This window comes from Bacteroidota bacterium (assembly GCA_016718825.1).
GTDB lineage: Bacteria > Bacteroidota > Bacteroidia > J057 > JADKCL01 > JADKCL01.
This window is the reverse complement of the sequence record JADKCL010000041.1, coordinates 16,102-41,977: the sequence shown is the minus strand read 5'-3', so window position 1 is coordinate 41,977 and position 25,876 is coordinate 16,102. Positions and strand designations below refer to the sequence as shown.

Below are 25,876 nucleotides of genomic sequence, written 5' to 3'. Positions count from 1 at the left end.
ACGCTGAAGGCGTCCGTCCTGCCTTAGCGCATTCCAAAAAAGCCGCTTGGACGGCTGAAATAGCGGCTTCTGCCCCCGCGGGCTTTGCGGTACTTTTCGCCGGGACCTTCCCAGCGCACCTTGCGGATTTCAACCTTGACGGGCTGTGGCGCCGTTTGGAAATGGGACCAACGGCGGTCAAAACGTTCGCGGTCCTCGGGCGCATACAGCTGTGAATAGGCTTCATTGATGTCCTGAAACCTACGCGTATAGCCTTCGATGTCTTCGGGGTGCAAGTCAGGATGGTTTTCACGCGCAAGACGCAGATATGCGGATCGAATGTCGGCCTGTGTTGCCTGTTGCGTGAGTCCGAGGATGTCGTAATAATTTTGCACAGCAGATGATTGAAGAGGAAAGATAACAAGGTTTTGCCTCGCAGCACAACAATTTGACCTGAAATGAGCGGGATTTTGGGTCAAATGAGCGAAATGCACATTTCCGTTTTCCCAAATGCCTTGGATTTTCCTAACTTGGTCACTGAAATAATGATCGGAAAATGAGAAAGCTCTCCGTTTTGACGTTTGGATTCGTTTTGTTGATGCTCGCATTCTCTGCCAGCGACCTTCATGCCCAGAAAAGAAGGTTCAGGGTGAGCAACAAAGACGCCGGATTCTCCATGATTCCCGAGTTTGCCGTGTTGGTTCCCAGCAACAAATACACGGGTGCTTTGAACTTCAACCTGATCGCAGGGGCCCAGCTCAATGCGAATTGGTTTGTCGGTGGCGGTGTGGCCTTGGATGCCTACAGCACTGATTTTTACGTTCCGATTTTTGCGGATGTGCGCTACTTCTTTCTGGACAAGCCCTTCACGCCGTATGCCTACCTCGATGCAGGTTATGGCCTTCCGGTTGATGCAGCGAGCTACCTCAAAGGCGGCCCGATGATCAACCCAGGTTTTGGGGTCAAGTACTTCATGACACGTACCACTGCCGTCTGCGCCGGCTTGGGATACCGTTATCAGTCCATGCCGATTGACAACAATGATCCCGAGGCAAGCACTGCGCTCCAGACGAATTTCATCCAGTCCCTTTCCATCCGAATCGGACTTCAATTCTGATACTAAGTTGATTCTAAGGCAATAAAAAGTCAGCTCTCGAAGTTTTTGCTTTGCACCTGATACACAATTGCATACTTTTGTCGCGATTTTTACATTAAGCAAAATTCCCTGATATGAAAAAAGGATTGTTCGCATTTGCATTGTTGGCTACCCTGGTGCTGAGCGCATGTGGCGGTAGCAAGCCCGACCTTGACGACCCAAAGGCCATCGCAAAATTCAACTGTGACAAGATGAAGGAAATGATGTCCCTCATCAATGACCCAGTTGCAAACGCTGGCAAAATCGAAGCCATCGGCAAAGAAATGGAAGAATTTGAGAAGAAATTCGAAGAGCATCACGGTGCCAAGTCTGAAGAAATGCAAGGCAAAGTCGAAGAAGCCCTCAAAACTGAGTGCGCCGACCTGCAAAACGCATTCTGAGACCTTGCTCGGAAAGAAATTAAAAAGTCGGCTTCGGTCGGCTTTTTTGTTTTCTACCCTCCATTTCATTCTCAAACTGTGTAACCCAAACCCGATTTTCGTCGTGTGAATCTGAAATAGATTGCCGAGCTTTTGCTTATGATTCGTCCAGTACATCTCCACCGTCACCGATTCGGCCTCGCGCTTGCAATCTTCTTGCTCTCTTGCGCGGCCATGTATGCACAGTCCATGCGCGTGCAAGGGACAGTGCGTGAAGGTGCTACCGGCGAACCCATTGTCTCTGCCCAAGTGCGCGCCCAGGGTCGGCTTCAAGGCGCCCTCACGGATGCCCAGGGCAAATTCACCCTGGAACTCGAAACTCCTGCCCAAGTGCTGGAAATCAGCCACATCGGATACAGGAAGGTTTTTGTTCCCACGGCGGGAAAATCTGGGCGTACGCTCGAAATCACCATGGAGGCGGCATCTTCTCTTGCGCCCGTCATCATCGCTGCCGGCCCGCAAGAAGTCCTCGAAGACCGCACCATTCACCTTTATGACTATGAATTGCTCGATGACCACATCATGATGATCGTCTACGACCGCAAACTCAAACGGAGCAAACTCGCCTTCGTGGATGCCAACGACAGCATCGTCGACACCGAATTGCTCCCCGAGGAGCCCGGGAAATTGGTCAAGGATTGTTTGGGCAACATCCATGCAATCACCCAAAACTTTGCCTGTCAGGTGTTTTGGGATGGGGAGGAAATCGGATTTTACCAAGATTCCTTGAGATTGTTTCAGGAGGCAGTCGAGCCCTGTCTCGGCAATATCGAGGGGCATTATTACTTCGCGAATTGGACCTTCAACAGTCAGATTCTGGACTATTACGCCTATGACATGGCGCAAAAGGAATGGAAAAACGTCCTTCACGTAGCCGACAAAGTGCGCATGCACCAACTGATGGACCCCTTGGGGCCTTACGTCTCGATCGCGCCAAGCGAAGCCGCGATGTACGCGCTTTCGCCCGGCGATTGGGAAACGATCGGGAAAATCGACCATGCCTTTCAGTTTGATCAATTGGCTTTTTTCAGGCCCATCGACGCGCCGCTGCATGTGATTGACGGCAAGGTTTTTGTCTTTGACCACCTCAATGGGCAGATACTCTCCTTTGAAAAGGATGGGAAAAAGATCGAAGAAGTGGCGATGGACTACCAAAAATTGCCGGGTCGTGAGCGCTTGATCGTTGTGGACGAAATTCGCGGGGATGCCTACACCGTCTTTGAAAAGCACGGCTACCAAAACCTCCGGAAAATCGACCTGAAGACCGGCAGTCTCGGTCCGGCAATCGACATTCCCCGTCAATTCCCGCACAAGATCCAGATCCGGAACGGCATCGCGTATTTTCTGTACAAGCAAGGTAGCTACGACGATACAAAGCGGTTGTATCGGTTGAGTCTTTGAATCAAGGTGTTGGAAATTTTTTTCTGCACAACCTGCAACCTTCCTCTCATGAGGCCGTAAATACACGTCCGGACAATTTTTGGATAGCATGGATGTAATTTTATCAGGTACCCTGCTTGCTGCAGTGCTTTTGTTTGGTCATATCATCGCCGTTGCCGCCTTGGCATTGGTGGCCTACGCAACAATGAATGTGATTCGACTGCAACCTGATATCCGCTACTTGTTCTGGTCCCCGTTTATCGGCGGTTCGCTCGCTTGGGGCTACACCACGCGCAAACTCCTCACAAGCCAAGTTCCATTTTCCTGGTGGGCAGAATCCGCATTCACTTGGTATGCAATTCTCGCAGTCGGCGGACTTTTCGTCGGAATCATGTTGCAACGCCGGAGGTTGTAATAGCCGACAATGAAAGCAGGATACATTTGGATACCTTTCTGCTTGCTTTTTCTGATTTTTGGCTGCGAATCCCCAATTACACCTGAACAAGCATTCGATCAATCCACCCGGCAATCGCCCGTGCTACGCCATGCGCAGATTGATTCCGTGATGGGTGAACTTACGATTGTGCCATTTTCCAAGCTCGCACCCGCCTACTTAAAATCTGCCGGCATCGAGGGTGAATGGAAACAGAAGCTTTCCAAAAAGACCTGGTACAAAGTCGGCACCGAAGAATCCTTGCAGTTCGTGGTCGGATCGTTCCGTATTCGGGATTTTCTCACGCCGGATTCCACCTACTTTGCGCAAAAGGAGGATCCGCAACCCGGTCAATTTCAGTACCTCTGCTTGGATCGCCGGATTTTGCACAAACTACTCGACCTGCTTGATGCCATGCAAGCAAAAGGCTTGGATGTGAGCCAAATCGCTATCAAACATGGATTCCGGCATCCTGCCTACAACCACCAAATCAGCGGCGCTACGAAGAGCAGGCATCAATTCGGGGAGGCGATCGACCTTTTGGTCGGTGATGTAAACCGTGATGGTCGCGCCGACGAAGACGACAAGGCACCGCTCCTGAAAATGCTCGACGAAAAAATCATCGGCAATGCCGGTGGCGTCGGCAAGTACCCGGGTTCGCATGTGATCCACATGGACGTCAGGGGCTTCCGTGCTCGCTGGGATGAGCAGTGAATCGAAATTTTCTGTAATTTCCGTTCATGGAACAAGACCGCACCGAACTCGAAAAGCAGCAACGGATGATGCTCCGTACCATCGGGGACATTCAGAAAATGGGCTACAAAGCCTTGAACAGCAGTATGAATGCGGATTTTGAAATCCTGGAGCGGGCCAATCAGGATTTTAAGCAATACGTGAAGGACCATGTGCAAGCACCTGAAATCCGCGACTACATCTGCCGCATTCCAACGATTTTATATGGCCCGTCAGAACCGAGCATTTTGCGGGTGATGACCATGCCGTTTATCTCCCTCTTCAGCGGCCGCGAGGGCCGTGCCGATTCATTGACGATCCGCCAAGGCGGTGAAGTCAAGGCCCACTACATGAACCTGGAAATCCTGGTGAAATTGATGCTGGAAGATTGAGAAGTTGTGGCCATTGGGCGTTGCCCAAGTGCACAAATCAGTGACCATTCGACACTTGCTCACCCGAATGCTGCTCAAATGCACCTCGAATGCTTCGGATTTGCCAATTCCGCCGTACCTTTGCCGACTGTGAGTGAAAAAGTGTTCAAGTCTGGTTTCGTAAGCATCATCGGCAAACCCAATGCGGGCAAAAGCACGTTGATGAATGCCTTGGTGGGTCGCAAACTCGCGATCACGACGCCCAAGGCGCAAACGACCCGGCACCGGATCCTGGGTATTGCATCCGGAGACAATTATCAAATCGTCTTTTCTGATACGCCCGGCGTGATTTTGCCGCAGTACAAGCTTCACCGCATGATGATGGGCGCTGTGCATGCCTCCCTCGAAGATGCAGACTTGTTTTTGCTGCTCGTGGATGTCAACGAACGGTTTCCCGAGGAGTTGGTCATCAAAATGGCCCAAAAAAGCCAGGTTCCTGTGTTGCTTGTCCTCAATAAAGTGGACAAAAGTACCGAAGAAAAGGTGCGTCAGCGGCATGAGGAGATCACTTCGAAGGTCAAAGTGGCAGGTGCCATCGGCATCAGCGCGACAAAGGACATCAATTTGTATCCTTTGAAGCAAATGATCCTCGAATTGTTGCATGAAGGTCCGCCTTACTTCGATCCAGACGAGATCAGCGACCGTCCCGAGCGGTTTTTTGTCTCCGAATTGATTCGCGAAGCCATCTTTTTGCGTTTGAAGGATGAAATTCCCTACAGTTGTGAGGTTTCCATCCTGCAATTCGAAGAAAAAGACAACGTCAGTGTGATCCATGCGGAAATACATGTGGAGCGCAAGTCACAAAAAGGCATCATCGTCGGCAAAGGCGGGAAAATGATCAAGGACATCGGAACGGATGCACGGCATTCGATCGAGGCATTTTTGGAGAAAAAAGTTTATTTGGAGCTGCACGCACGCGTGGCAGAAGGCTGGAAAGACAGCAATTACAGGCTCCGGGATTTTGGATATCGGGAATAATCCCGCAAGAATTGAGTAAGCATGAGTGGTATAGTCGCAATTATCGGTAGGCCCAACGTCGGCAAATCAACCCTTTTCAATCGTATGATCGCCGCCCGTGAAGCCATTGTGGACGATCAGAGTGGCGTTACCCGCGACCGCCATTACGGCATCTCCGAATGGAACGGCGTCAAATTCACCGTCATTGATACCGGCGGCTATGTCCCCTTGAGCGATGATTTGTTTGAAAAGGCCATCCGCGAGCAGGTACACATCGCCATGGAAGAGGCAGACATCCTCCTGTTTGTCGTCGATGCCTTGGTCGGCGTCGTTACCCTCGACATGGAATTTGGCAATATCGTACGCCGCAGTAAAAAGCCCGTTTTCCTTGTAGCCAACAAAGCCGACAACTTCGAACGTTCCGATTTGGTCTATGAATTCTACGAATTGGCCCTCGGCGAAGTGTTTTCGGTTTCGGCCTTGAACGGTGCAGGTACCGGGGACTTGATGGACAGCATTGTGAATGCATTGCCACAAGACAAGCCTGAGCCCACCGTCGCCGACGTTCCAAAATTCGCATTCGTAGGTCGCCCAAACGTGGGAAAATCGTCCTTGGTGAATGCACTTTTGGGCAAGGAGCAGAATATCGTGACGCCGATCAGCGGGACCACCCGCGACTCGATTTACACACGGTACACGGCCTTTGGCCTGGACTTGTACATGATCGATACCGCCGGTCTGCGGCGCAAGGCGCGTGTCCATGAAAACATCGAATTTTATTCGACCCTTCGCAGCATCAAGGCCATCGAGGAATGTGACGTCGCCATTTTGCTCATCGATGCCACCCTCGGCATAGAAGCGCAAGACCTGCACATCCTCGGTGACATCACCGAAAACAGCAAGGGCGTCGTGATTTTCGTGAACAAATGGGACCTCGTCGAAAAGGAAACCAATACGGCACGTGACTTCGAAGCCTTGATTCAGGAGCGTATTGCGCCGCTGTCCAACGTGCCGGTCGTCTTTGGTTCGGCGCTGGAAAAGCAACGCATCCTTCGAGCATTGGAGATCGCCGTCGAGGTGTACCACGAGAAGCAAAAGAAGGTGGGCACTGCCGAATTGAACGAGGTCATGCAATTGGCTTGGAACAATCACAAGCCTGCAGCCGTGCGCGGCAAAATCATCCGCATCAAATACGTCACGCAGATTCCGGCACCGATTCCGACGTTTTTGTTCTTCTGCAACCACCCCAAATTGATTCAGGAAAACTACAAGCGTTACCTGGAAAATCAGATTCGGGACAACTTTGGATTCAAGGGTGTGCCGTTGAATGTGTTCTTCCGGCAGAAGTAGGCCGCTTCGAAGGCTCCTATTTTCCTCCTAAATCCTGCAAATGCGAGAGCATGATTCCGCGTGTTTTTTCACGGAGTTGCTCCACCGATTGGCTGCCGGTATCCTCGATCACATCCCAGTAAACATGTACCAACCCCGGCGAAAGGTCCAATTCGCGGACGGGATCATTGTATTTCCGTGGATCGTTCAGGGTCATGACTGCCATCGGAAATCCGGTTTCAGCGGCAAGGCGAAAGGCACCGTCGTAAAAATCGGTTAGCGGTTGGTCGCCACGGTTGCGCGTCCCTTCAGGATAAATCAAAATCGAAAATCCAGCCTGCAGTGCTTGGCGCATGCGTTCGACGCTCTCGGCACGGGACTCCGGTGATTTGCGGTCCACCAAAATACAGAGTCGTTTGACGGTCAATCCCCAAACGGGAATCTTGGTCATTTCCTTCTTGCTCAGGAATTTATAGATGTCGGGGAATGCGGATGCGTTGATGAGAATGTCCAGAAAGCTGCGGTGGTTGGAGACGATGACGAAGGGCCCCTTGCCTTTGAGCACTTCGCGGCCATGTTGCTTGCGGAAGACGCCCGAAAAAAGCAATGTCACGGGCGCAATGATATGGTGCCCCATCCAAATAATCACCCTTTCGGCGCGGCGGCCGAAGGTCAAAAAGGCAATCGTTGTGATCGGGGTCCAAATCAGGATCTGAATGAAGAAGACCACCGCGCCGTAGACTGCCCAAATTTTGCGCAACACTTTGATCATGGCGGGAATATAGGAAAAAGTTGGACGTCGCGAAGCGTGGCTTTGGATGGCAGCAAGCCGCGCACCATGGCCGGATTGTTTTTCCTGCGCCGCCGAACCCGAAAATTTCCGTAATTCCACCCCATGAAATTTACTTCCGACCATGTTTCGGCCTTCTGCGCGGCGAGCTACGACCGCAATCCACTGCATATCGACCCCGAATATGCGCGAAGAAGCCAATTTGGCAAGCCCGTTGTCTTTGGCATGGCCGCCGTTCTGTTTGCCTTGGGTGCCTGGGCCAATGGGCGAACCTTTCGATTGCAGCAAATCAGGGCCGTTTTCCGGAAGCCGCTGTTTGAAGGCGAGGAATATCACCTTTCAATCCAGGAAAATGGCGCCGATGTGGTGGTCAAATTCCAGAAGGGTCCTGTTGACTATGCCGTGATTTCGTTTTCTGCGAATGTGGAACATCAACCTTTGGACGGAGCTACCGCTCCATTTCCGCGCTTCGCACCGCTGTGGGAACCCCATGATCTTCCCGATGCAAGCTGGCAAACGCAGCGATTTGTACTGAATACCGCTGCGTTGGGACAGGTTGAAGCTGCATTCGGGATCGCCGAAGGTTCGATGCCGGTGCATCAATTGGCTAGTTTGTGCTGGGCAAGCTACCATGTCGGGATGATTTTGCCCGGCAAGCAGGCGCTTTTTTCCGAATTGCAGATGACCTTCACTGCTGCGGATTTGCATTCGGCGGAAATCACCTTGGAATTGGAGGCTGCCAATTTTGACGAACGCTTCAACCGCTACGTGTTGGAGGGCAAGGGGACGGGGCTAGCGCATCTGCGCATTGCAGCATTCAAGCGGCCGCAGCCGGTCGATTTTCCTTTGGCGGCCATGCCTGCCTTTGCCGAAGGTTACCTGCCGCTGCAAGGCAAGGTGGTCTTTATTTCCGGCGCCACGCGCGGGTTTGGCGCAGCCATGGCGCGCATGGCCGCGCTTGCGGGCGCAAGGCTTGCGCTCAATTACCGAGGCGATGCCTCCGCCGCCGAGAGCTTGCGCAGCGAATTGCAAGCCGTCGGAGCAGAGGTACAAACGTATGCGGCCGACATGGCCGATCCGCGTGCCGTTGCCGACATGGCGACCGCAATATCCGCTCAATTTGGAAAGCTCGATTTAATCGTCAACAATGCCGCACCACCCATTCGGGACTTGCAATTTTTGGAGCAAGACAACCTGCATATTGCGCAGTTTGTGCAGCAAAATCTGGCGATTACGCTGGAAACAGCACGGCAACTTTTGCCGCTGCTCTCCAAAGGCGGCCAATTCCTGCATATTTCCACCAAATACCTTGCCGAACCCGTACGTGGATTTGCGCATTACCTCACCGCAAAAGCCGCACAAGAAGCCCTCGTGCAAGCCCTCTCCCTGGAATCCCGCGACCACGAATTTATTGTGGCCCGATTGCCCCGCATTTTGACCGACCAAACCAATCTGGCCTTTGACTTTGATCCGCCGCTGCACCCCGGCGAGGTTGCCCGCGAGGCAATTACGGCCTTGGCGGATGCGCAAGATGGGGAGAATTATCGGGTGGTGAATTTGTTTGGGGTGGGGTGAGGGTCCGTGTAATTTGCTTGAGAATTTGATAGCTGTTTGAAATTTGTGTTTAATATGGATTATCCTTGTCGGCTATTTACCAGTGCAATATATTCGCACTTCCTCCATCTGAGGCAATTGAATGTGAGGGCCATAAATTCCATAAACGTTTGATCCGCATCCTGCGGGTCAGACCCCAGCGGGGTCCAACGTTTATAGATGGAGATCGCCCCCCCTCGTAACGACCCGCCGCAGGCGGGTCGCTCAAAGCACGAAATTGATCTGGCCCTATGGTGCAATTAGGCATCTGCAATCCAACTAAATGCATACTCCTCTTTGAATTCAATTTCAAATTTTTTGAGGAATCCTAAATATTCTTGCTTGAATGTCTTCTTCTTGTGGTGTTCCTTTTGATTCATAATATACTGGGCAATATTGTCTAGATGCGAATGACTATATGAGAAAACGCCATAACCCACTTGCCATTCGAAGTGAAACTTTGAGAATCGCTCCTGCTTGATGAACGAACTACTAGATTTCTTTACGTCTCTAACCAAATCTGATGGACGACAGTCTGGCTTCATACCAATTAGAAAATGTAGATGATCTGGCATCCCATTGATTGCAATCATCTTCTGGCCTTGGCTTTGAACAATACCAGTAATGTACTGGTAAAGCCGTTCCTCCCAAGTTGGAAGTATCAAAGCATCACGGTTTTGGACTGCAAAGACGAAATGGATATAAATCTGGGAATAGGTATTTGCCATTGTGCTACGTTACTTTTTTGGGGGTTGAGGTTCAAAGATAATCAATGTTTGCATACGTTTCTTGAAAAGGACCTGGCAGGCAAAGGATCCAATGTCAAGGTTGGAGGTGAAGTTCGACCCCGCTGGGGTCGATATCGAGAGAGGGACATCGATTCTATAAACGTTTGACCCTTCTAGGGTCAGAATCCTGCAAGTTCCGGCGTTTATAGTTGGAGATTCCCACGGCCGTAACGACCCGCTGGAGGCAGGTCGAACTACACGCAAAATTGATTTGAACAAAGAGTTTCCTGTCAAAAGTCCAGATAACCATAATCCGTTATTGACTTGATTTTAGCGTTCCAAACCCCATTCCGCAGAAATTCCCAACCTTTTCCCTGCTCGAGATTACAAAATTGCCTTTCTTTGGTAACGTTGGTTTGAAACAACAACGAAAACAAAAATGCGGATTCTCAAGATTGGATCGCTTGCTTGCTGCCTTCTCTCCCTTCTCTTGAGCAGCTGCCAACTCGATATTCAGGACGTGATCATTCCGAATCATGAAATTCCCGACACATCCGCAGCACCCAATTTGATCTGCAATCCCAGCTTTGAACGGGACGGGCATGGCAGCCTCGAATGCTGGCGCATCGTCAAGGATTTTACCACCTATCCCGATACCTTCGTACAAATGGCCCCTCCCGGTGGTGGGCAGTTTTCCCTGCGCCTCGAAGGTTATCGCGACGTGGCTTGGGATCCATTCGTCGAAACTTTTGTCACCAACCTCTCGGGCACGCGGGAGCTTACGCTGTCGGCAGAAGTGATGGCCATCGCCGGCGGGCAAGCCATCGAATTATGGCTCAAACACATCCGCAACGGGCAGGTGATCGACAGCACCGTCGACGTGCATTGGGCCTTCAACGGATGGTTGGAATTCCGCGTGACCGATACCCTCACGATGCAGCCACAGGATTCGCTCCAAGTCAAAATTCTGCAAAATACGGGGCAAAACAGCCTTTGTTATGTGGATCAGGTGGTGTTGCAATAACCGGTTCGCGAATCTTTCAGCAATGAGCGAATCCTCCTTTTCCGAGTGAAGCGATTTTGCTGGAGGTCATCCTGACCACGTCGAGATCGAAAGCCATCCAAATTCCATCACTTGCGCTGCACAATCAGTCCATGCGAAAAACTCCTGCCGCACAGGCCTTCTCGCTGAACGAATTCGAAGAGAATCAGCTCAAACGTTGAATTTGAATCCCGTCAATTTTTCCGAGACTTCCCATAATTTTTTGGCCACGGCCTTGTCATGTGATTGGGGCTTGGATTCGACTTTCCCGGGTTTTCCTTTCATGCCGTTCAAGCCGGTCGGACCAAAATATTCTCCGCCTTTGACGTCGGGGTCGAGCGCTGCCATCAATTGTGGAAGGGCGGCTTTGCTGGGCTTGTGCATGAAAATCGGGAAGAGGGGCAAAAAGAGGTAATACAGGACCTTCGGGAAATATTTCCCCAGTTCCGTATTTGAAACGCCCGGGTGCGCCGCCACCGACAGCGTCTTGTGACCTGCAGCCTCCAAGCGCCGCTGCAATTCGTAGGCAAACATCAAGCAGGCCAATTTCGTCTGACTGTAAGCCCCGAATTTGGAGTAGGCTTTTTCGGATTGGAGGTCGTCAAAGTTGATTTGGCCGTTTTCGTGGGCCTTGCTGCTCAGCGCCACAATTCGCGCGCCGGGTGTCTTGTTGATGGTTTCCAACAACAATCCGGTCAACAGAAAGTGCCCGAAATAGTTGGCGCCCATTTGGCTTTCAAACCCATCCTCGGTCTTGGAATAGGGCGGAATCATGATGCCCGCATTGTTAATGAGCAGGTCGAGCTTGTCGTATTTGGCAAGATAGGCCGCTGCGAAGGCACGCACGGACTTCAAGCTGCTCAGGTCCAGCGTCATGATCTCAAGGTCCGCGCCCGGAGCTTTTGCGAGAATCGTCTGTTTGGCGGCTTCGGCCTTGGTGGCATTTCTGCAGGCCATGATGACCTTGGCCCCCAATTTGCCCAGCGCCAATGACGTTTCATAGCCTAATCCGGCATTTGCACCCGTGACGATGGCGATGCGGCCTTTTTGAGACGGAACTTTCGTGATGTCAAACATGCTTTACTTTTGGGGATACAACTGATCGTGGAACATTTGGTTTCGGGCTGCCGATACGGTGCTTTCAAAACTTTGCAAGTCAATCAGGCCAAACATTCGCTGCTGATTTTTGCCGTTATTCAGCCCCTTTGAAGCATCATTCCTCCGCCGCCCTTTGCAGCCGGTCATTGATCGTTTTCCCGAGGCCAATGTCTGGAAAGCGCTCGGCCACAATCACGTCCAGTTCGCGTTCGTCGAGTCGGTGCATGGCCGCATACAGGTTTTTGGCGGCTTCCTCCAGGTTTCCCGAAGGCGAAAGCAATTCCTGACTTTCAATATTGGCGGCTTCGTAGACGGTTTGAAAGCTCAACAAGCCGACCTTTTTGTCCTTGTACAAGCGCAGGAAGGCGGGCACGTCGTCGGTAAGGATTGTTTTGGTCGCCGGCGAATAATGGCGCGAAAGCATGCCCGGCGCCGTCGGATCAATGTCGTTTTTGGAATGCATCCGAATTTTCCCGACGACCTTTTCGATGTCTTCCATGGAGATGGCGCCGAGCCGGTACAAAACCACCTGATCGTCTTCAAAGCCCACGATCGTGGATTCCAAGCCTTTTTGACATTCGCCACCATCCAACACCACGCCCAATTCGCCATCAAAATAGTTGGCAACATGCACAGCGGTCGTCGGACTGATCGAACCGAATGGATTCGCACTCGGGGCCGCCAAGGGGAAGGGCAGCTCCGCCAACAGCGCCAAGGTCAAGGGATGATTGGGTACGCGCACCGCCACAGTCGCCTTTCCGGCTGTCACCAAGTCAGGAATATGCGGTTGCTTCTTGAGGATCAAGGTCAAGGGACCCGGCCAGAATTCATTGGCGAGCTTCGTGGCCAAGGCCGGAATTTCGCTGGCAACCTCCGGCAAGGCAGCTACCGAGGCGATATGCACGATCAGCGGATTGTAAAACGGGCGCTTTTTCAGGCTGAAAATCTTCTCGATGACCGCGCTGTCGTAGGCATTCCCCGCCAAGCCATAGACCGTCTCGGTCGGAATGGCGATGATCTCATTGGCGCGCAATGCCTGCAGGGCGATGTCCAAACTTGTCGTGATCACCGTCGGCGAATTCCCAATTTTCATGCTGCCATGTTCGCGAATCGAGGACAGTTTTCCAAATCTGCAACGCGATAGCGCGCCGGGCGGGGCAAGCAATCCGGTGGAGGTCCTTGCATTCCGACCCTGCAGCAAGCCGGCATTTGCCCACCGCTTGCGTAGGGGATTGCGAAAGTTGGCTTGCGGAATCAGTATTGACACGATTTTCCCCTCCCCATCCAAAAAGTCCATCCCCGTCACCTTTCTTCATAAATTGCCTCCCATGGGAAATTCCATCTCCAATGAACAGGTGCGCCCCGGCGACTACCTCAACATGAGCAATGGCCTCACCGCCGTCGTCTCGCCTCGCCGGCCCCGAGGAAAAGGCCCGCCGTGGGACCTGTTTTTCCGCCCTGGTTCCCCCCCGGGCCCCCCCCCAAATCCCGGGGGCACAATATTTTTGAACGCAAGTTTTCTCATTCGCGTACCGAACACCAAAACCATGGCATCCCGCCTCTACCACCCCCCCCCCCGCTGTCCTGAGCATGGCGTCTATCTGACCATCAGCGGATGCGTGGTTTGCAACAATCGCTGACACGATTTGCTAAGCTATCGCCTTTTGCCCTTCTCCCGAATTCCAGCAATCTTTGTCTCCACGCTCGATTTGGAGAATGGAATGTAGGTTCAGAAGAGAAACATGAAAAAGACAAAAATCACCCTGTTGTTTTGGGCAGCCCTCTTGTTGGTCGCCATTGGATTTGCCGGATGCGCCACAAGTACCGTTGGTATTTCGGTATTGGTCCCGGCCGACATCAACGTCGATCAGAATATCAAAACCATTGCCTTGGTCAACCGCTACCGCCCCGACAAGGGTCAAGGCTTTCTCAACGTCGTCGAAGGTGCCCTCAGTGGTGAAAACATCGGACAAGACCGCCGCAGTGCTGAGGAAGCTTTGATGGGCCTGACCAATGCCCTTGCCGCTTCGCCACGCTTTTCCATCACGCGGCCTGCCATCGAATTGAAAGGCACGGGTGGCGTAGATTTTCCGCCGATGCTGTCGGAAGTCGAGGTTCAGGAAATCTGCCAAAAGGCCGGTGCGCAAGCACTTGTGACCATCGAGGCCTTTGACAGCGATCAGCAGGTCGCTTGCACCACGCAGGTACGCGAGCGCAAAAACAAGGCTGGCGAAACCGAAAAATACACGGTGTGGATGGCCCGCAAAACGATCCAAGTCATGGTCGGATGGCGCATGTACGACGGACAATATGGGCACATGCTGGACGAAATGCGCATGCAGGAAGCTGTCTATTTTAATGCAGAGGGTAATTCCGAAGGAAATGCCATTGCCAATCTGCCGCAAGGCGAATCCGTGACCCGAGAAATCGGACGCGTCACCGGCGCGAGTTATTCGCGGCATATTTCGCCGACATGGTTGCCGGTGAGCCGTGCTTATTATACCAAGGGCAGCGACTATTTCAAGGCGGGCAAAAAGCGTGTCAAAATCAACGATTGGGCCGGCGCCAAACAGATGTGGGAGCGTGCCACCAATGACGCCAAGACCAAAGTCAAAGGTCGCGCCCTCTACAATCTCGCCCTCGCCGCCGAAATGGAAGGCGACCTCGTCGGCGCCTCCGAAATGGCCAAGGACGCCTACCGCAAATACGACAACCGCAAGGCGATGACCTACCGCAATATCCTCGAGCAACGCATCCGCGATCAGGAACGCCTCAAAGAGCAAATGGAAGGCGCGGAGAAGTAGGGGGATAACTGCACCGTCGATCCTCCGAACGCAATGAATACCAAATCCATCACGCTCTTGCTCGCTACCACCATTGTTCTGGCGGTATTCCTGATCGGATTGCCGTCACGCAAGCCTGAAATACCCGTTGTTGCGCCGGTGACCAAGATTTCCGTGACCGTAGATGCAGAGACGCAGCGGCTCGAACGCCGCCAGGAAATCGCGGCCCAAGATTCCCTCGACAGCATCCGCTTGGCAGATGTCCTGATCGAGGCACGCAAAATTGCCGGCGAACATGCGGCGGAGGGGGATTTTGAATATGCCTATCGGGAACTTTACCAGTGAATTTTGCAAGCAAAATCAAGGAGTCACCTCTATAAGCTGTTCGAGGTACCAACCCCGAAGGGGTTGATCTGTGGATAGCCCCCAGTGAAACTGGGGGTAGCAAGCATCCCCCAAAGTTTCAACCCCGAAGGGGTTGACTATGAGACATATTAGATAGAAATATGCTCATTATTCAATCGTGTTAAGACTGATTGGATGGCATTTGGGATTGTCCATCACAACCACTTCTTAAAAAATTGATTTTTTCACAAGGGAATTTGCATTTTTGCCATCCATCCGAGACATTTGCCAAATAAGCAGGCAATTAGCCACTAAATGGGGCTTTATTCCTATAAATAAACGCATTCAATGATGATGCGTCGCGTTTGGCGCTTAAGAATTGTAAGCAAGATTATGAGGAGGTTGAAATGAGTTATAGACAGATTTATTATCAAATCGTTTTCAGCACATATCAGCGCAAGCCAACAATTGCGGAGGCGCACTGCGAGGAATTGTACCGTGATGTTTGGAAAATTGTGAAGGATCATAATTGCAAGCTCCATCGCGTCAACGCACCGGAAGACCATATCCACATTTTGTGATTGCATCCGAGCATCGCCTTGGCAGATTTTGTCAAGGATCTCAAGGTCAAAAGCAGCCTTTGGATGAAACGTTGTGGAAAATTTCCATTCTTCAACGGATGGCAAGAAGGTTATGGTGGATTTACATATAATTTCCGTGACCGTGATATGATCATCGAGTACGTGAAAAACCAGAAGGAACACCATAAGAAGGAGAGCTCTTACGACGAATTCAAACGGTTGTTGAGTGAAAATGGGATTGCGTTTGATGAGAAGTATTTGTTGTGAAGATGAAGGGCATAAATCTATTTTGTTAATTGTCAACCCCTTCGGGGTTGGGATCTAGGAGGATCGCCTTCCACCCGGCTTTGCCGGGCATCTCACGGCCTGTTCAAGCCCTTCGGGCTTGGAAGGTAGAATCCTGCCCAATTCTGGTTTTACTGGTCAAGGTCCCGGTAAGCATTATTTCGAAGTATCCTATACGGTGGGCCACGAGGAGGAAGGTGAAATCATCGTGGAAATCAATTCGGCTCATTTTTTCTCCTCGCAATTCCGGCATTTGATCATTCGCAGGTCGGGGCTTGGGGAGATGAACATCGCTCCATCGAAGGTTATGATTGGTTTATGGAGAATTTTTGGGGTGAGTGATTTGGGTTGGAAGGAAGATGTCCCCCAATCAATTCGCCGTGCAGCCACCGATTCACGCATCCGTTCAACCACTGCATGAACCCCTGGAATGGGTCGTATTCAATCCCGACAATCTCACCTTCCCCCATGACAACAATCATAGCTATTGCCATTCCCATCGGCAACCTTGGCCGCATTCGCGCTGCCGGCCGGTACTTCGTCGACCGGCAGGGAAATGTCAGTGAATGAGGGCTTAAGGCCATCAAAAGCAGGAAAATGAAGACACCATCCACCCATCTTGCCGACCCCCGCAACATGATCTGTGAAAGATGTAATCATGGATCATTGCACTGTAATGCTTTGCCTGCGCTACGGTTCACCTTTGCTCCACAATTCACGTTCAAAATGATGGCTTAAAATTTCCGCCATTAACCGAATCAAAAACTAATTCGAATGCTCATGGATACCGCATACATTCACCTTCTTATCAACCACCTGCCTGTGTTTGGGTCGATTTTGGGCGCCATGGTGTTGGTGCACGGCCTCTACGCCAAAAGCGATGCGACCAAGATTGCGGCTTACAATATCTTTACCCTGTCGAGCATCGGCGCGGTGATTGCCTATTTTACGGGCGAAGGGGCCGAAGACGCCGTCGAAGGCATTCCCGGTGTGCTCGAAAGTCGCATCGAAGCGCACGAAGACTTCGCCATGTTTGCCTTGGTTACGCTCATTCTGCTGGGCGTCGCTTCCTTGGTGGGGAACTACCTGACCTTGCGCAAGCCTAAACTTACCAAGTCGACGGCAATCGTGGTCCTTCTGATCGCCTTGGTAAGCTTTGGTATGGTGGCCCGCACAGGTTATCTTGGCGGACAGATTCGTCATACCGAACTGAATGCGGGTGGTGCTGTTCCGACCGGCGGTGTCAACAGCATGCCGAATCAGGGTGGGGATACCGATGGTGACGACGATTAAACGCAAATTCCCATGAGACCTTCCGTGTTGCTCAAAGACATCCTGCCCTTTGCCCTCTGGTATGGCCTGATGATCTTGTTTGCGCTTGGCATTGACTTGGTACTGCACAGCTTCGGATTGGTTTGGGTGGGCCGCTACTTGGGATATGTCGGGACATTCGTGGTGATTTTTTCCTTTTTGTATTCGCTCCGCAAGCGCAAGGTGATCAAGACGGGTTCGCTCAAAACGTATATGTCCCTCCACGAATACATGGCTTGGTCTGGGTCGATTTTGATTTTAGTGCATGCCGGAATTCACTTCAACGCCATTCTTCCGTGGTTGGCGACGTTGTTGCTGTTGGTGAATGTCGCGAGCGGACTCGTGGCCAAGTTCCTTTTGGTGCGTGCCAATGAAACGCTGAAATCTGACCGGGAGCAACTGTTGGCAAGCGGCATTTCGGCAGAGGAGGTGGCACATCGACTCCATTTTGAAACGATCGCCGTGTCCGCAATGAAAAAGTGGCGGGTGATCCATTTGCCCATCGCGCTGATGATGGCGATTTTCTCCTTGATCCATATCGTTACCGTTTTCATGTTCAGCAAATGAAGAAGTTCATCATCCCCGCGGTTATCGTTTTGGTTATGGCATTGGTGGTGCAGTTTCCGCGGTGGATGATCAGTCCCGGGGAATTGACGCTGGCGCATGCGAATCTGAATGGAGAATGCCTTGCCTGCCACCAACCTTTTGCGGGCGTCACGAATGAAAATTGTATTGCCTGCCATCGTCCGGATGGGATCGGGAAGGGACAGCTTGGAAGCGAATAGCGGGTCGAATGGGAATCCCATTTTGTTTCACGAAGGCTTGGGCGATCAGGCTTGCACCTCCTGTCACGTCGATCACCGGGGGGCCGATGCAGCCGCAGCGACGCGGCAATTTCAGCACAAGATGCTCACCGAAGCGGCCCGCAACAACTGCGTCAATTGCCACAGCAAGCCGCAGAATGCCTTGCACTTACAGGTGTCAAGCAATTGCCAAAGCTGTCATACCACCGAGGGTTGGGCTGCCTCGGCCACCTTTGACCACGACATGATTGTGGGAACCGGCAAAGCCAATTGCGGGTCTTGTCATGAAAAACCCATGGATGCCTTTCATGCGAATGTGGGAGACAATTGTGCGAAATGCCACAGCACAGCGCAATGGTTACCTTCGACATTTGACCACAGCAAATATTTTGTCCTGGAAGGACCGCACAAAGCCAAATGTACCACATGCCATAAGACGCCCGATTTTGCGATCTACACCTGCTTTGGTTGCCACGAACATACAGAAGCCAATATCCGCGCCGAGCACCTGGAGGAGGGAATCAAGAATACAACCAACTGCGTGCGCTGCCACCGCAGTGCCAACGAAGACGAGATCCGGGGTCTAGAGGGCGACAAAGGCGAATTGAACCCCGAAGAAGCCAATCGCGTGCGGGATTACATCAAAGGCAACGGCGAAGACGGGAGTGACGACGAGGATTGAGGGTGCAGCAAGGCGTTGCGGAATGCAAATGTCCAAACGAGTTTGAATTAAAATTGGTGCTGGATTGGGCCTTGTGATAAAGGAAATATCGTTCGGATTCTGCCAAATGCCTGCCCAATAGTATCTTGAGGGGCGGTTTTCTGTTTTGTTGGGGGAGCGTTTTGAGCAATATGTCATCGTGGATTTTGTTTTGAATGGGCCTCTCAAGGATTGAAGGATTTTTCATGAAGATTGATTTGATTTAGGTGTTCGTGTGATAATAGTCATTTTTGAATGGCTATTAGTGGGGATTATATTTGTATAATTGTCTTTCTGTTGGTATGTCGCGCTTGTAACGTTAGGGTTTTGCAGGTGCGTAGAGTTTTGTCTTAAATTTCCAATTAAAATAGGAATCAAATGAAAACACAATTCTCGGAATTAAGCACAGTCGAGGCTATTTCAGTACTGAAGGAAATGGGTGATGGGGCTAATGCGGGTGCATTAGCCTCGTTGGTTGAAGGTCATCCGAATCTAGGAAGCGTACGTTTGTCAGATCTCCCAGAAAGTGAGGTGCTTGCAAGGGCGAGTTGGCGAGGAACTGAACATACTTATGGATATGTGAAGTTTGGTAGCGATTCTGGAGATTTTCTGGATATCCAATTTGCCTCAACCATCGAGCCTGATAACACCTTGAAGGGAAAGATGGTGAATATCAAGCTTGGTAGTCTTTATACTATGTCGTACCCAGGTTGGGGGCGGCATAATGTGTTGATGCACTTCAAATGCAAACATGCAAAGGAGGATTCGAATGAGACTGCATTGGTTGAGTTTGAGCAGAAATTCAAGTCACTTGAAGGTGAAGGAGCAGGAAACTTGGGGGACTTTGTATTTGTTGGCCTCCGCGTACCTTCAAATGGTTTGCAGTTTGAGGTGCAAACTGTCAATGTCAGCAATGATAGCGACGATGAGGCATTAAAGATCCTTGAAAGCGAAACCATTAAAAACGGATTGGATCTTGTAAATGCTTCTTTTGCCACGCTTGCTCCATTTACTCAAATGGCTCAAGGTGTACTGGGTTTACTTCTCACACGTAATCAAAACAAGATTGTGCAGAAGTTTACAATTGGATTCGATTTTGACCCTAATGCGGTTGATATTGCGAAACTAAGATTGGGAACCTATGTGGTGGCACAGGTGAAAAGAAATGAAATGCCTTGGAGTGAGTGGGTATATCAGCGATCAACGGGGTTGGTCGTGAATAAGGAAGATCCTTCGATTCGACTTCCGTACAATCATATCACTTTCAATGTTTTAGGACACAATGTCGTTTGATGTGGCAATTTGAATTATTGTCTGTCCGCTTATTTTCTTGGGTTGCCTTTCCCCACTGGATGGTGCCTAGGCTGCATTGAGGCATTTCAGAATTGATTTTGTCTGGCATTTAGAGTATCGAAAATTTCACTTTTGTTACAGTGGGCCTTGTGTCACCGAGGCCCACTGTAATAATAGTATACTCAATATTTTATTGGCACTTACTGTCTGTGACGCGTGGTTAATTTATTCCGATATGAGCCAACTAGGCGAATATTGCCGAATTCAGCGACCTTTCGGATCATCGGCGCCAATCCTTCAAAATGGTCCCCCCGCAGCATCCGTCCCATCCATTCCTGAACAATTTTGTCCATTCCTGAATCGCCATCCTGTATTCAGCTGCCTTGCGCCTATTTTGACGCCGTCTTCGCTTTGCCCCTTGAGGCCAGGCTCGGAATCATCATTGTCAAAAAAGAAGCACATGAATTGGATATTTGTTTTGTTGACGACTTGGGCTGTTGGGCAGCTTCCTTCGAATACGCAAATTGCTGCTGAAAGTCCCGCCACGAATACAGTCACCGTCACCGAGTCCGGCGGCACCACCCTGCCCGGAATGCTCGGTCTGAAGCTGATGACCGAAACCTATACGGTCGAGCAGGTCCTTGCCGAAATTCCGAGCAAGGTCACAGGGACCTCGGCCATCAAATTGGTGGCCACCGATGGGCAGCAACTTGTGCTCGAACGCATTGGCAAAAACCCTACGACGTATGTGGCTTATGTCCTCGAAGTCGAGGAATTCAACCCGTTCATGACGACGATCAAAACGGAGTGGATCGATGCCAATTACGATACCGACGACGATGACCTCGTGATCTGGTACACCACAGGAAATTCCAACAACGGCATCACCGGTGGGTATGAAACCGAACGCAGTGGCGTGATGATTATCAACATCACGGACATGACAGACTACGTCCATTTTGTCTACAACAACCAAAACCGCTCCTATTCAGAAGGCCCCAATGCCAACACCGAAGACGAGAACTACCATGCCAAAATGGATGAAAACTCCATCTGGGAAACCTGCTCCTATTCCTACGACGTGCAAATGAAAGAGGGAGATATCCTGGTGAGCAAGTTTGAAAAGGAAATCGAAGGCAGCTCCTCATGCAAACCCCTGCAATTGGAGGCTGGCAAATATGAGTATGACATCCTCAGCGGAAGGTATGAGTTGAATCGCTAAGAGTACTGTCGCCCCCCCCCCCCCCCCCCGCGCCCCCAGCGCCCCCCCCCCATATTCCTGTGCCTTCCCCTTGCCCCCCCTTTGTTCCCGTCCTTGCCCGCGGGGAGAAAACCCCCCCCTTCTTTTTGTTTTTTCTCCCCCTGCTCCCCCCGGGGCCCCCCCCTTTTTTTTTTCCTCCCCCCCCCCAAATTCCCCCCCCCTTGGGGCGCGCCCCGCCTCCCCCTTTTCCCCCTCCCCCCTTTTTCTTTCCCCACCGAAACCCGCTGTTTGCGAAGCAGATGCGGGTTCCGGTCGGCATATTCATTTATTACCCCGCAGCCAACATGCCAATCATTTTCAGACCTTCCTTTTGTTCTTCCATGTAAAAGAAAAGGCCCGAACCGACTTCATTGCCTTCTTCGTCCACGCCAGACACTTGGTAATCCCATTCCTTGACCGCTTTGCCGTTGTAATCCGAGACTTTGAGCTGTTGGTAGGACGTGTTTTCCATGTCGGCGATCGCCTCGGCATCCATCATGTCCAGGATGTTTTGCGGGTCGATGTCGCTTTGCATGTACATTTTCATGCCGTCGATGTTCTTGTTGATCACGGCCGACTTGAAGGCCATCCAATCATCGGAATAGTCCACGTAGGTGCCTTCGTGGCCGACGTCGGTGGTGGTGGCGGCAGCACTTGCCACGGAGTCCTTGTTCGTAGTTTCAGTGGTCGTGGTCGTTGCCGAATTGCAGCCGGCCAATCCCCAGACAAGCAGCGGGGCAACAAAAAGGGTATTCAGGGAAAATTTCATCGAAAAGTCTTTTGGTGAATCAATACTAAAATCCGGCGAATTCACAGCGCCGCCGTATGCGCATTCCATCCGAAACTTAGGAATTTTGTTGGAATGCCGGGGAATGAATCAAGGAATGGCCATTTCTGTTCAGGAATGGATGTAAATTGCAACTACCCGGGGCAAGAAGGGCAGGATGTTGAATCGCCTCCGGTAAGGTCAAAATATCCTTCCAATGCTATGCAAGCACTGTTGAAAGCAATTCGCGATCGGGAGGTCGAAAAGGTCAAGGCCTTGATCGCCAAGGATCCGCAGTTGGTGCATGCCGCGGCAAAGGAGCCGCCCAAGAAGGACCACGGCCAACCACCACGACCAAGTATCCCTGAAAGCGGCCAATTTCGAATACGATGAACGAAAAAGCGGCGGAAGCCATCATCACCCTCTTCAAAAGTGGTTACACCTGTGACCCCGATCCACCTTATCCCGGAGGGTTGCAGGGTTTTGAGCAAGACCTCAAACAGTTGTTTTCGCAATATTTCGATCCTGCGCATGTGGAAGCCGAATTCGCATTGCCGACTGACTTTCAGGAATTTTTGCTGGCCATCGACGGTTCGTTTTACAAAAGGAACTGGGCGAGCGTATTTGCCATGGAATCCATTTTGTCCAATACGAAGTACCAATTGAAGCTGTGGGAGCCGGAAGGTGAACCCCACCTGATGTGGATTGAAGTCGGCAATTGGTCCGACAAACATCAACTGATCATGTGTGTCAACCGGTCCAATGCATACTTTGGGAAGGTTCTCGATTTGCACGATGACCATCCCTACTGCAGCGAGGACTTTGATCCCGACGAAGAATGGCCCGGGATTTACAGCTACTTGGAATGTCCCAATTGAGATGCCTTTTTGGACGATCCACGCAAATGACTAGGAAATTTGGTTCCGGATCACGAAGTTGGATCTGTTTGTACATCCTGTTTTCCAAAGACCAATGACCAAAATGCTTGAAATGAAACAAAATCACTGGACAATCGCCGTTGTTTTTCTGCTTTCGATGGCCTTCGCTGCATGCGGAGCGGAAAAAACGAGCTTCGGAGAGTTGGAAAAAATCGTTGTTCCGACGAAAGTCTTTGCGATCACAGCGAACGTCGATACTACGGTTTTTGGCCCGCAAGGAACGCGGATCTTCATTGAGAAAGAGACCTTTCAATTTGCAGATGGCACGCCCGTGACGGATTCCATCCAAATTTCGTTGCAGGAATTTTACAAGAAGTCCGACATCCTGCTTGCCGACCTTTCAACGGAATCCAACGGCAAATTGCTCGAGACTGCTGGAATGATCAACATCACGGCCACTTCCGAAGGGCAAGCCATTGAAATCAAGGAGGACAAGCGGATTGTCGTGCATTTTCCGAAACCAGAAGGCAGCTATGAGAAGATGAATTTGTTTTATCCAGCTGCAAATGGCGGGACCGATTCGAGCGTGACGAATTGGGAAATTGATACCGTCTCGTTGGTCAAGGCAACGCTGGACCTTTCAGGTTGGGGCTATCAGTGGCCTGGTCATGATGACTCTACGGAATTTGAATTTACGCCGAAAAGTTTCATCGACACAGGCTATTACTGGAATCCCGTTGAGCTGTATATCAACGCCTTTGAATTTTCGAAATCCGCCATCGAAGAGGTCAGTAACCATACAGACGACTTTTATGGTGTTAAAATGAGGTTCGACATTACGAAGAATGGGAAAGTCGTGAATCCAAGGTTGGAGACAAAAGTGACTGACAAGACGCGGAAGGAATTGCTGGCCTTTCTCAAATCGCTTCCAGAATTTAATCCCGGCCGAAACAACAAAGGCGAAATCATCGAAAGGGTTGGGATTCTTGGGGTTTCCGGTGGGGAGATGATTCCTTTGTACAAATCCAGGGAAGCTTACCTGCGCTCCTTTGACCGCAAATACAAAAGTTTTGAGAACAAGCCGATCAAGAATGTAGATGATGCAGAACTGGAATATTATGTTTTCAGCGTTGCAAATTTGGGATGGATCAATTGCGATCGTTTTATCGAACCCAATGATCCCGTGGATTTTATCGTAAAAGCACCAACCGACAACAACACAAAAGTGAAGCTGGTATTCAGCGACCTCAACGGCGTCTTGCGGGCAAACATCGTGGATGGAAACTATGTTTTTCCCAATATTCCAAAAGGAACTTCCGCCACAGTGTTTGCCCTGCGCAATGACGAAGGCAATTTGTTGGCCTCGTTTCAGAAGGTGACGATTGACGACACGCCCTTTCAAGGTTTGGCTTTGGAGGCAATGACCTTGACTGAGCTCAAACAGCAATTGAAAAATCTAAATTGATGCATTTTGAGCCGTATTCCCCACGTTTTGGAAGTGGCGTTTTCCAGCCTTTTGAGGTTTTCCTAAAAGTTCGTTATACATGCAACAACGTCTTCTGAGCGCCTTGCGCTTTCCTGCATTTCTGGTAGTGCTGATCCTGCTTGCATCCGCCTGCCACCGACCGCAAACGCATTCGACGGAGACAAGGACAACGGCAACGCCGGCCATTGCCACGGCGCCAACTGCCAATGCCCCGCAAGCCACCTATTTCAGGTCCGGCAGCCCTGTGACCAGCATTCTGCAAGACCGCGCAGGCAGTTATTGGATCGGGACGGACCGCGATGGGCTCTTCCGATTTGACGGGAAGTTTCTGGTGCAATGGCAGGAGAAGGATGGCCTTTGCAACAATCAGATTCGCAAAATTCAAGAGGATCAGGCAGGCAATATTTGGGTCGGAACTGCGAATGGTGTTTCTCGCTTTGATGGGCAAGCCTTCACCACATTTCCGATTGCCAACGACGCGACCATGGCCGGAAACCTGGACAAGGAATGGAAATTGGCCGCAGGGGATCTTTGGTTTCCCGTCGGCGCAGGGCTTTACCGATACCATCCCACCATGCCCATGATGGCTGAACCGGCCTCGTTTTCCTATTTACCCTTGCCCAGCACGGCTCAGCGCATCAATGATTCCGAATCGGCTTCGAGCCCCATGAGCCCGTTTACGGTGTACAGTTCGTTGACCGACAAGTCCGGGAATTTATGGATCGGAACGCAGAGCCTCGGCGTCTGCCGCTACGACGGGAAATCGTTTACATGGTTGTCGGAATTGGGCTTGGCCGGTCCGGCAGTGCTTGCGCTCTTCGAAGACAATGCAGGGAATATGTGGTTTGGGAACAATGGCGCAGGCATCTTCCGATTCGACGGCAAAACCCTGACCAATTTGACCGCAGAAAAGGGCTTGGGCAATCCCGAATTTATGAAGGGAACGGGCGTCTCGATTATGTCCAACCCGGGGACCATGGCGCGCATCTATTCGATCGCCGAAGACAAAGACGGGAACATTTGGTTTGGCACCATCGATGCCGGCGTTTGGCGTTGGGACGGCACAACCCTGACCAATTTCACCCAACAACACGGCCTCGACAGCGACGCCATCGAAGTCATTTACCTGGACCAAAAAGGCAATCTGCTGTTTGGGACGGATGGCGGCGGGGTTTTTGTATTCGACGGGAATGGGTTTCTGCCGTTTGAATTGAGGTGAAGGATGCGCATTTTGTACACGCGACGCCGTCATCAACAACGCGCTCGTCAGATGGATCGCCGTCCCCCCAATTTTGCCACGAAGACACGAAGACACAAAGCCAAGCACATTCTTCTTCG

General features: G+C 51.1%; 28 protein-coding genes and 1 pseudogene. 23 read left to right on the top strand and 6 right to left on the bottom strand.

The genetic code is table 11. The features are described 5' to 3' along the window. Positions 1-23: 23 nt before the first annotated feature. Positions 24-374: a J domain-containing protein gene (locus IPN95_26830; protein ID MBK9452971.1), complete on the bottom strand. Its 351-nt coding sequence runs from the start codon at positions 372-374 to the stop codon at positions 24-26. Positions 375-535: 161 nt separating this feature from the next. On the opposite strand from IPN95_26830, the gene IPN95_26825 reads away from it, so the two are divergent. The 8 genes from IPN95_26825 (at position 536) to der (ending at position 6,837) form a co-directional block, all read left to right on the top strand. After that, complete coding sequence (locus IPN95_26825) at positions 536-1,096, top strand: hypothetical protein (GenBank protein ID MBK9452970.1); 561 nt, start codon at positions 536-538, stop codon at positions 1,094-1,096. A 113-nt stretch (positions 1,097-1,209) separates the two neighbouring features. After that, positions 1,210-1,515, top strand: a complete 306-nt coding sequence (locus IPN95_26820; protein ID MBK9452969.1) for a hypothetical protein — start codon at positions 1,210-1,212, stop codon at positions 1,513-1,515. A gap of 138 nt (positions 1,516-1,653) precedes the next feature. Continuing rightward, positions 1,654-2,955, top strand: a complete 1,302-nt coding sequence (locus IPN95_26815) for a carboxypeptidase-like regulatory domain-containing protein (GenBank protein ID MBK9452968.1) — start codon at positions 1,654-1,656, stop codon at positions 2,953-2,955. A gap of 88 nt (positions 2,956-3,043) precedes the next feature. Further along, positions 3,044-3,349 (top strand): hypothetical protein, encoded by a 306-nt coding sequence (locus tag IPN95_26810; GenBank protein ID MBK9452967.1) that lies wholly within the window; start codon positions 3,044-3,046, stop codon positions 3,347-3,349. Positions 3,350-3,358: 9 nt separating this feature from the next. After that, positions 3,359-4,081, top strand: a complete 723-nt coding sequence (locus tag IPN95_26805) for a DUF882 domain-containing protein (GenBank protein MBK9452966.1) — start codon at positions 3,359-3,361, stop codon at positions 4,079-4,081. A gap of 26 nt (positions 4,082-4,107) precedes the next feature. Continuing rightward, positions 4,108-4,491: a hypothetical protein gene (locus tag IPN95_26800; protein MBK9452965.1), complete on the top strand. Its 384-nt coding sequence runs from the start codon at positions 4,108-4,110 to the stop codon at positions 4,489-4,491. 129 nt (positions 4,492-4,620) lie between these two features. Next, positions 4,621-5,508, top strand: a complete 888-nt coding sequence (gene era / locus IPN95_26795) for a GTPase Era (GenBank protein MBK9452964.1) — start codon at positions 4,621-4,623, stop codon at positions 5,506-5,508. Between the two features lie 21 nt (positions 5,509-5,529). After that, on the top strand, positions 5,530-6,837 hold the full coding sequence (gene der / locus IPN95_26790) for a ribosome biogenesis GTPase Der (GenBank protein MBK9452963.1): 1,308 nt from the start codon (positions 5,530-5,532) through the stop codon (positions 6,835-6,837). Between the two features lie 16 nt (positions 6,838-6,853). On the opposite strand, the gene IPN95_26785 is transcribed toward der, so the two are convergent. Further along, a complete protein-coding gene (locus IPN95_26785; GenBank protein MBK9452962.1) occupies positions 6,854-7,708 on the bottom strand; it encodes a 1-acyl-sn-glycerol-3-phosphate acyltransferase in 855 nt (284 codons plus the stop codon). A 3-nt stretch (positions 7,709-7,711) separates the two neighbouring features. On the opposite strand from IPN95_26785, the gene IPN95_26780 reads away from it, so the two are divergent. Then, positions 7,712-9,181 carry an SDR family NAD(P)-dependent oxidoreductase gene (locus IPN95_26780; protein ID MBK9452961.1) on the top strand — a complete coding sequence of 490 codons (1,470 nt, stop codon included), beginning with the start codon at positions 7,712-7,714 and terminating at the stop codon, positions 9,179-9,181. 278 nt (positions 9,182-9,459) lie between these two features. Here the strand turns inward: IPN95_26780 and tnpA are convergent, their stop codons facing one another. After that, complete coding sequence (tnpA, locus tag IPN95_26775; protein MBK9452960.1) at positions 9,460-9,927, bottom strand: IS200/IS605 family transposase; 468 nt, start codon at positions 9,925-9,927, stop codon at positions 9,460-9,462. A gap of 439 nt (positions 9,928-10,366) precedes the next feature. Here tnpA and IPN95_26770 point away from each other — a divergent pair, with 439 nt between their 5' ends. Then, a complete protein-coding gene (locus tag IPN95_26770; protein ID MBK9452959.1) occupies positions 10,367-10,951 on the top strand; it encodes a hypothetical protein in 585 nt (194 codons plus the stop codon). Positions 10,952-11,140: 189 nt separating this feature from the next. Here the strand turns inward: IPN95_26770 and IPN95_26765 are convergent, their stop codons facing one another. Continuing rightward, complete coding sequence (locus IPN95_26765) at positions 11,141-12,046, bottom strand: SDR family NAD(P)-dependent oxidoreductase (GenBank protein ID MBK9452958.1); 906 nt, start codon at positions 12,044-12,046, stop codon at positions 11,141-11,143. 136 nt (positions 12,047-12,182) lie between these two features. Next, the gene (locus tag IPN95_26760) at positions 12,183-13,160 is read right to left on the bottom strand and encodes a threonylcarbamoyl-AMP synthase (GenBank protein MBK9452957.1); all 978 of its coding nucleotides are present in this window, start codon (positions 13,158-13,160) and stop codon (positions 12,183-12,185) included. Between the two features lie 649 nt (positions 13,161-13,809). Here IPN95_26760 and IPN95_26755 point away from each other — a divergent pair. From IPN95_26755 to IPN95_26715, 9 genes and pseudogenes are all read left to right on the top strand, one after another. After that, positions 13,810-14,871 (top strand): hypothetical protein, encoded by a 1,062-nt coding sequence (locus tag IPN95_26755; protein MBK9452956.1) that lies wholly within the window; start codon positions 13,810-13,812, stop codon positions 14,869-14,871. A 33-nt stretch (positions 14,872-14,904) separates the two neighbouring features. Continuing rightward, the gene (locus IPN95_26750; GenBank protein ID MBK9452955.1) at positions 14,905-15,195 is read left to right on the top strand and encodes a hypothetical protein; all 291 of its coding nucleotides are present in this window, start codon (positions 14,905-14,907) and stop codon (positions 15,193-15,195) included. A gap of 407 nt (positions 15,196-15,602) precedes the next feature. Then, positions 15,603-16,043, top strand: a pseudogene (locus tag IPN95_26745) (transposase). A 798-nt stretch (positions 16,044-16,841) separates the two neighbouring features. Continuing rightward, positions 16,842-17,354: a hypothetical protein gene (locus tag IPN95_26740; protein ID MBK9452954.1), complete on the top strand. Its 513-nt coding sequence runs from the start codon at positions 16,842-16,844 to the stop codon at positions 17,352-17,354. Positions 17,355-17,366: 12 nt separating this feature from the next. After that, entirely contained in the window at positions 17,367-17,939 is a 573-nt protein-coding gene (locus IPN95_26735) for a hypothetical protein (GenBank protein MBK9452953.1), read from the top strand. Further along, positions 17,936-18,157, top strand: coding sequence for a hypothetical protein (locus IPN95_26730; protein ID MBK9452952.1), 222 nt, complete (start codon positions 17,936-17,938; stop codon positions 18,155-18,157). Before IPN95_26735 ends, IPN95_26730 begins: the two co-directional genes overlap by 4 nt. Next, positions 18,093-18,857, top strand: coding sequence for a hypothetical protein (locus IPN95_26725; GenBank protein ID MBK9452951.1), 765 nt, complete (start codon positions 18,093-18,095; stop codon positions 18,855-18,857). Before IPN95_26730 ends, IPN95_26725 begins: the two co-directional genes overlap by 65 nt. A 396-nt stretch (positions 18,858-19,253) precedes the next feature. Continuing rightward, complete coding sequence (locus tag IPN95_26720) at positions 19,254-20,168, top strand: hypothetical protein (GenBank protein MBK9452950.1); 915 nt, start codon at positions 19,254-19,256, stop codon at positions 20,166-20,168. Positions 20,169-20,628: 460 nt separating this feature from the next. Beyond that, positions 20,629-21,390 (top strand): hypothetical protein, encoded by a 762-nt coding sequence (locus IPN95_26715; GenBank protein MBK9452949.1) that lies wholly within the window; start codon positions 20,629-20,631, stop codon positions 21,388-21,390. 307 nt (positions 21,391-21,697) lie between these two features. Here the strand turns inward: IPN95_26715 and IPN95_26710 are convergent, their stop codons facing one another. After that, entirely contained in the window at positions 21,698-22,177 is a 480-nt protein-coding gene (locus tag IPN95_26710) for a hypothetical protein (GenBank protein ID MBK9452948.1), read from the bottom strand. Positions 22,178-22,396: 219 nt separating this feature from the next. Here IPN95_26710 and IPN95_26705 point away from each other — a divergent pair, with 219 nt between their 5' ends. The 4 genes from IPN95_26705 (at position 22,397) to IPN95_26690 (ending at position 25,757) form a co-directional block, all read left to right on the top strand. Beyond that, the gene (locus tag IPN95_26705; protein ID MBK9452947.1) at positions 22,397-22,567 is read left to right on the top strand and encodes a hypothetical protein; all 171 of its coding nucleotides are present in this window, start codon (positions 22,397-22,399) and stop codon (positions 22,565-22,567) included. Then, positions 22,564-23,052, top strand: coding sequence for a hypothetical protein (locus IPN95_26700; protein ID MBK9452946.1), 489 nt, complete (start codon positions 22,564-22,566; stop codon positions 23,050-23,052). The genes IPN95_26705 and IPN95_26700 overlap by 4 nt, the downstream gene beginning before the upstream one ends. Positions 23,053-23,164: 112 nt before the next feature. After that, a complete protein-coding gene (locus IPN95_26695) occupies positions 23,165-24,517 on the top strand; it encodes a hypothetical protein (protein MBK9452945.1) in 1,353 nt (450 codons plus the stop codon). Between the two features lie 79 nt (positions 24,518-24,596). Further along, entirely contained in the window at positions 24,597-25,757 is a 1,161-nt protein-coding gene (locus tag IPN95_26690; GenBank protein ID MBK9452944.1) for a hypothetical protein, read from the top strand. Positions 25,758-25,876 lie beyond the last annotated feature (119 nt).

Bases quoted from the DNA above. Each gene is read 5' to 3' on its own strand.
- IPN95_26750 (MBK9452955.1), top strand. From the start codon at position 14,905: ATGAATACCAAATCCATCACGCTCTTGCTCGCTACCACCATTGTTCTG.
- IPN95_26800 (MBK9452965.1), top strand. From the start codon at position 4,108: ATGGAACAAGACCGCACCGAACTCGAAAAGCAGCAACGGATGATGCTC.
- IPN95_26765 (MBK9452958.1), bottom strand. From the start codon at position 12,046: ATGTTTGACATCACGAAAGTTCCGTCTCAAAAAGGCCGCATCGCCATC.
- IPN95_26825 (MBK9452970.1), top strand. From the start codon at position 536: ATGAGAAAGCTCTCCGTTTTGACGTTTGGATTCGTTTTGTTGATGCTC.
- tnpA (MBK9452960.1), bottom strand. From the start codon at position 9,927: ATGGCAAATACCTATTCCCAGATTTATATCCATTTCGTCTTTGCAGTC.
- IPN95_26725 (MBK9452951.1), top strand. From the start codon at position 18,093: ATGAAAATTGTATTGCCTGCCATCGTCCGGATGGGATCGGGAAGGGAC.
- IPN95_26730 (MBK9452952.1), top strand. From the start codon at position 17,936: ATGAAGAAGTTCATCATCCCCGCGGTTATCGTTTTGGTTATGGCATTG.
- IPN95_26805 (MBK9452966.1), top strand. From the start codon at position 3,359: ATGAAAGCAGGATACATTTGGATACCTTTCTGCTTGCTTTTTCTGATT.
- IPN95_26770 (MBK9452959.1), top strand. From the start codon at position 10,367: ATGCGGATTCTCAAGATTGGATCGCTTGCTTGCTGCCTTCTCTCCCTT.
- IPN95_26810 (MBK9452967.1), top strand. From the start codon at position 3,044: ATGGATGTAATTTTATCAGGTACCCTGCTTGCTGCAGTGCTTTTGTTT.
- IPN95_26780 (MBK9452961.1), top strand. From the start codon at position 7,712: ATGAAATTTACTTCCGACCATGTTTCGGCCTTCTGCGCGGCGAGCTAC.
- IPN95_26720 (MBK9452950.1), top strand. From the start codon at position 19,254: ATGAAAACACAATTCTCGGAATTAAGCACAGTCGAGGCTATTTCAGTA.
- IPN95_26815 (MBK9452968.1), top strand. From the start codon at position 1,654: ATGATTCGTCCAGTACATCTCCACCGTCACCGATTCGGCCTCGCGCTT.
- IPN95_26690 (MBK9452944.1), top strand. From the start codon at position 24,597: ATGCAACAACGTCTTCTGAGCGCCTTGCGCTTTCCTGCATTTCTGGTA.
- IPN95_26705 (MBK9452947.1), top strand. From the start codon at position 22,397: ATGCAAGCACTGTTGAAAGCAATTCGCGATCGGGAGGTCGAAAAGGTC.
- IPN95_26760 (MBK9452957.1), bottom strand. From the start codon at position 13,160: ATGAAAATTGGGAATTCGCCGACGGTGATCACGACAAGTTTGGACATC.
- IPN95_26735 (MBK9452953.1), top strand. From the start codon at position 17,367: ATGAGACCTTCCGTGTTGCTCAAAGACATCCTGCCCTTTGCCCTCTGG.
- IPN95_26695 (MBK9452945.1), top strand. From the start codon at position 23,165: ATGAAACAAAATCACTGGACAATCGCCGTTGTTTTTCTGCTTTCGATG.
- der (MBK9452963.1), top strand. From the start codon at position 5,530: ATGAGTGGTATAGTCGCAATTATCGGTAGGCCCAACGTCGGCAAATCA.
- IPN95_26710 (MBK9452948.1), bottom strand. From the start codon at position 22,177: ATGAAATTTTCCCTGAATACCCTTTTTGTTGCCCCGCTGCTTGTCTGG.
- IPN95_26740 (MBK9452954.1), top strand. From the start codon at position 16,842: ATGGATACCGCATACATTCACCTTCTTATCAACCACCTGCCTGTGTTT.
- IPN95_26755 (MBK9452956.1), top strand. From the start codon at position 13,810: ATGAAAAAGACAAAAATCACCCTGTTGTTTTGGGCAGCCCTCTTGTTG.
- IPN95_26700 (MBK9452946.1), top strand. From the start codon at position 22,564: ATGAACGAAAAAGCGGCGGAAGCCATCATCACCCTCTTCAAAAGTGGT.
- IPN95_26820 (MBK9452969.1), top strand. From the start codon at position 1,210: ATGAAAAAAGGATTGTTCGCATTTGCATTGTTGGCTACCCTGGTGCTG.
- IPN95_26715 (MBK9452949.1), top strand. From the start codon at position 20,629: ATGAATTGGATATTTGTTTTGTTGACGACTTGGGCTGTTGGGCAGCTT.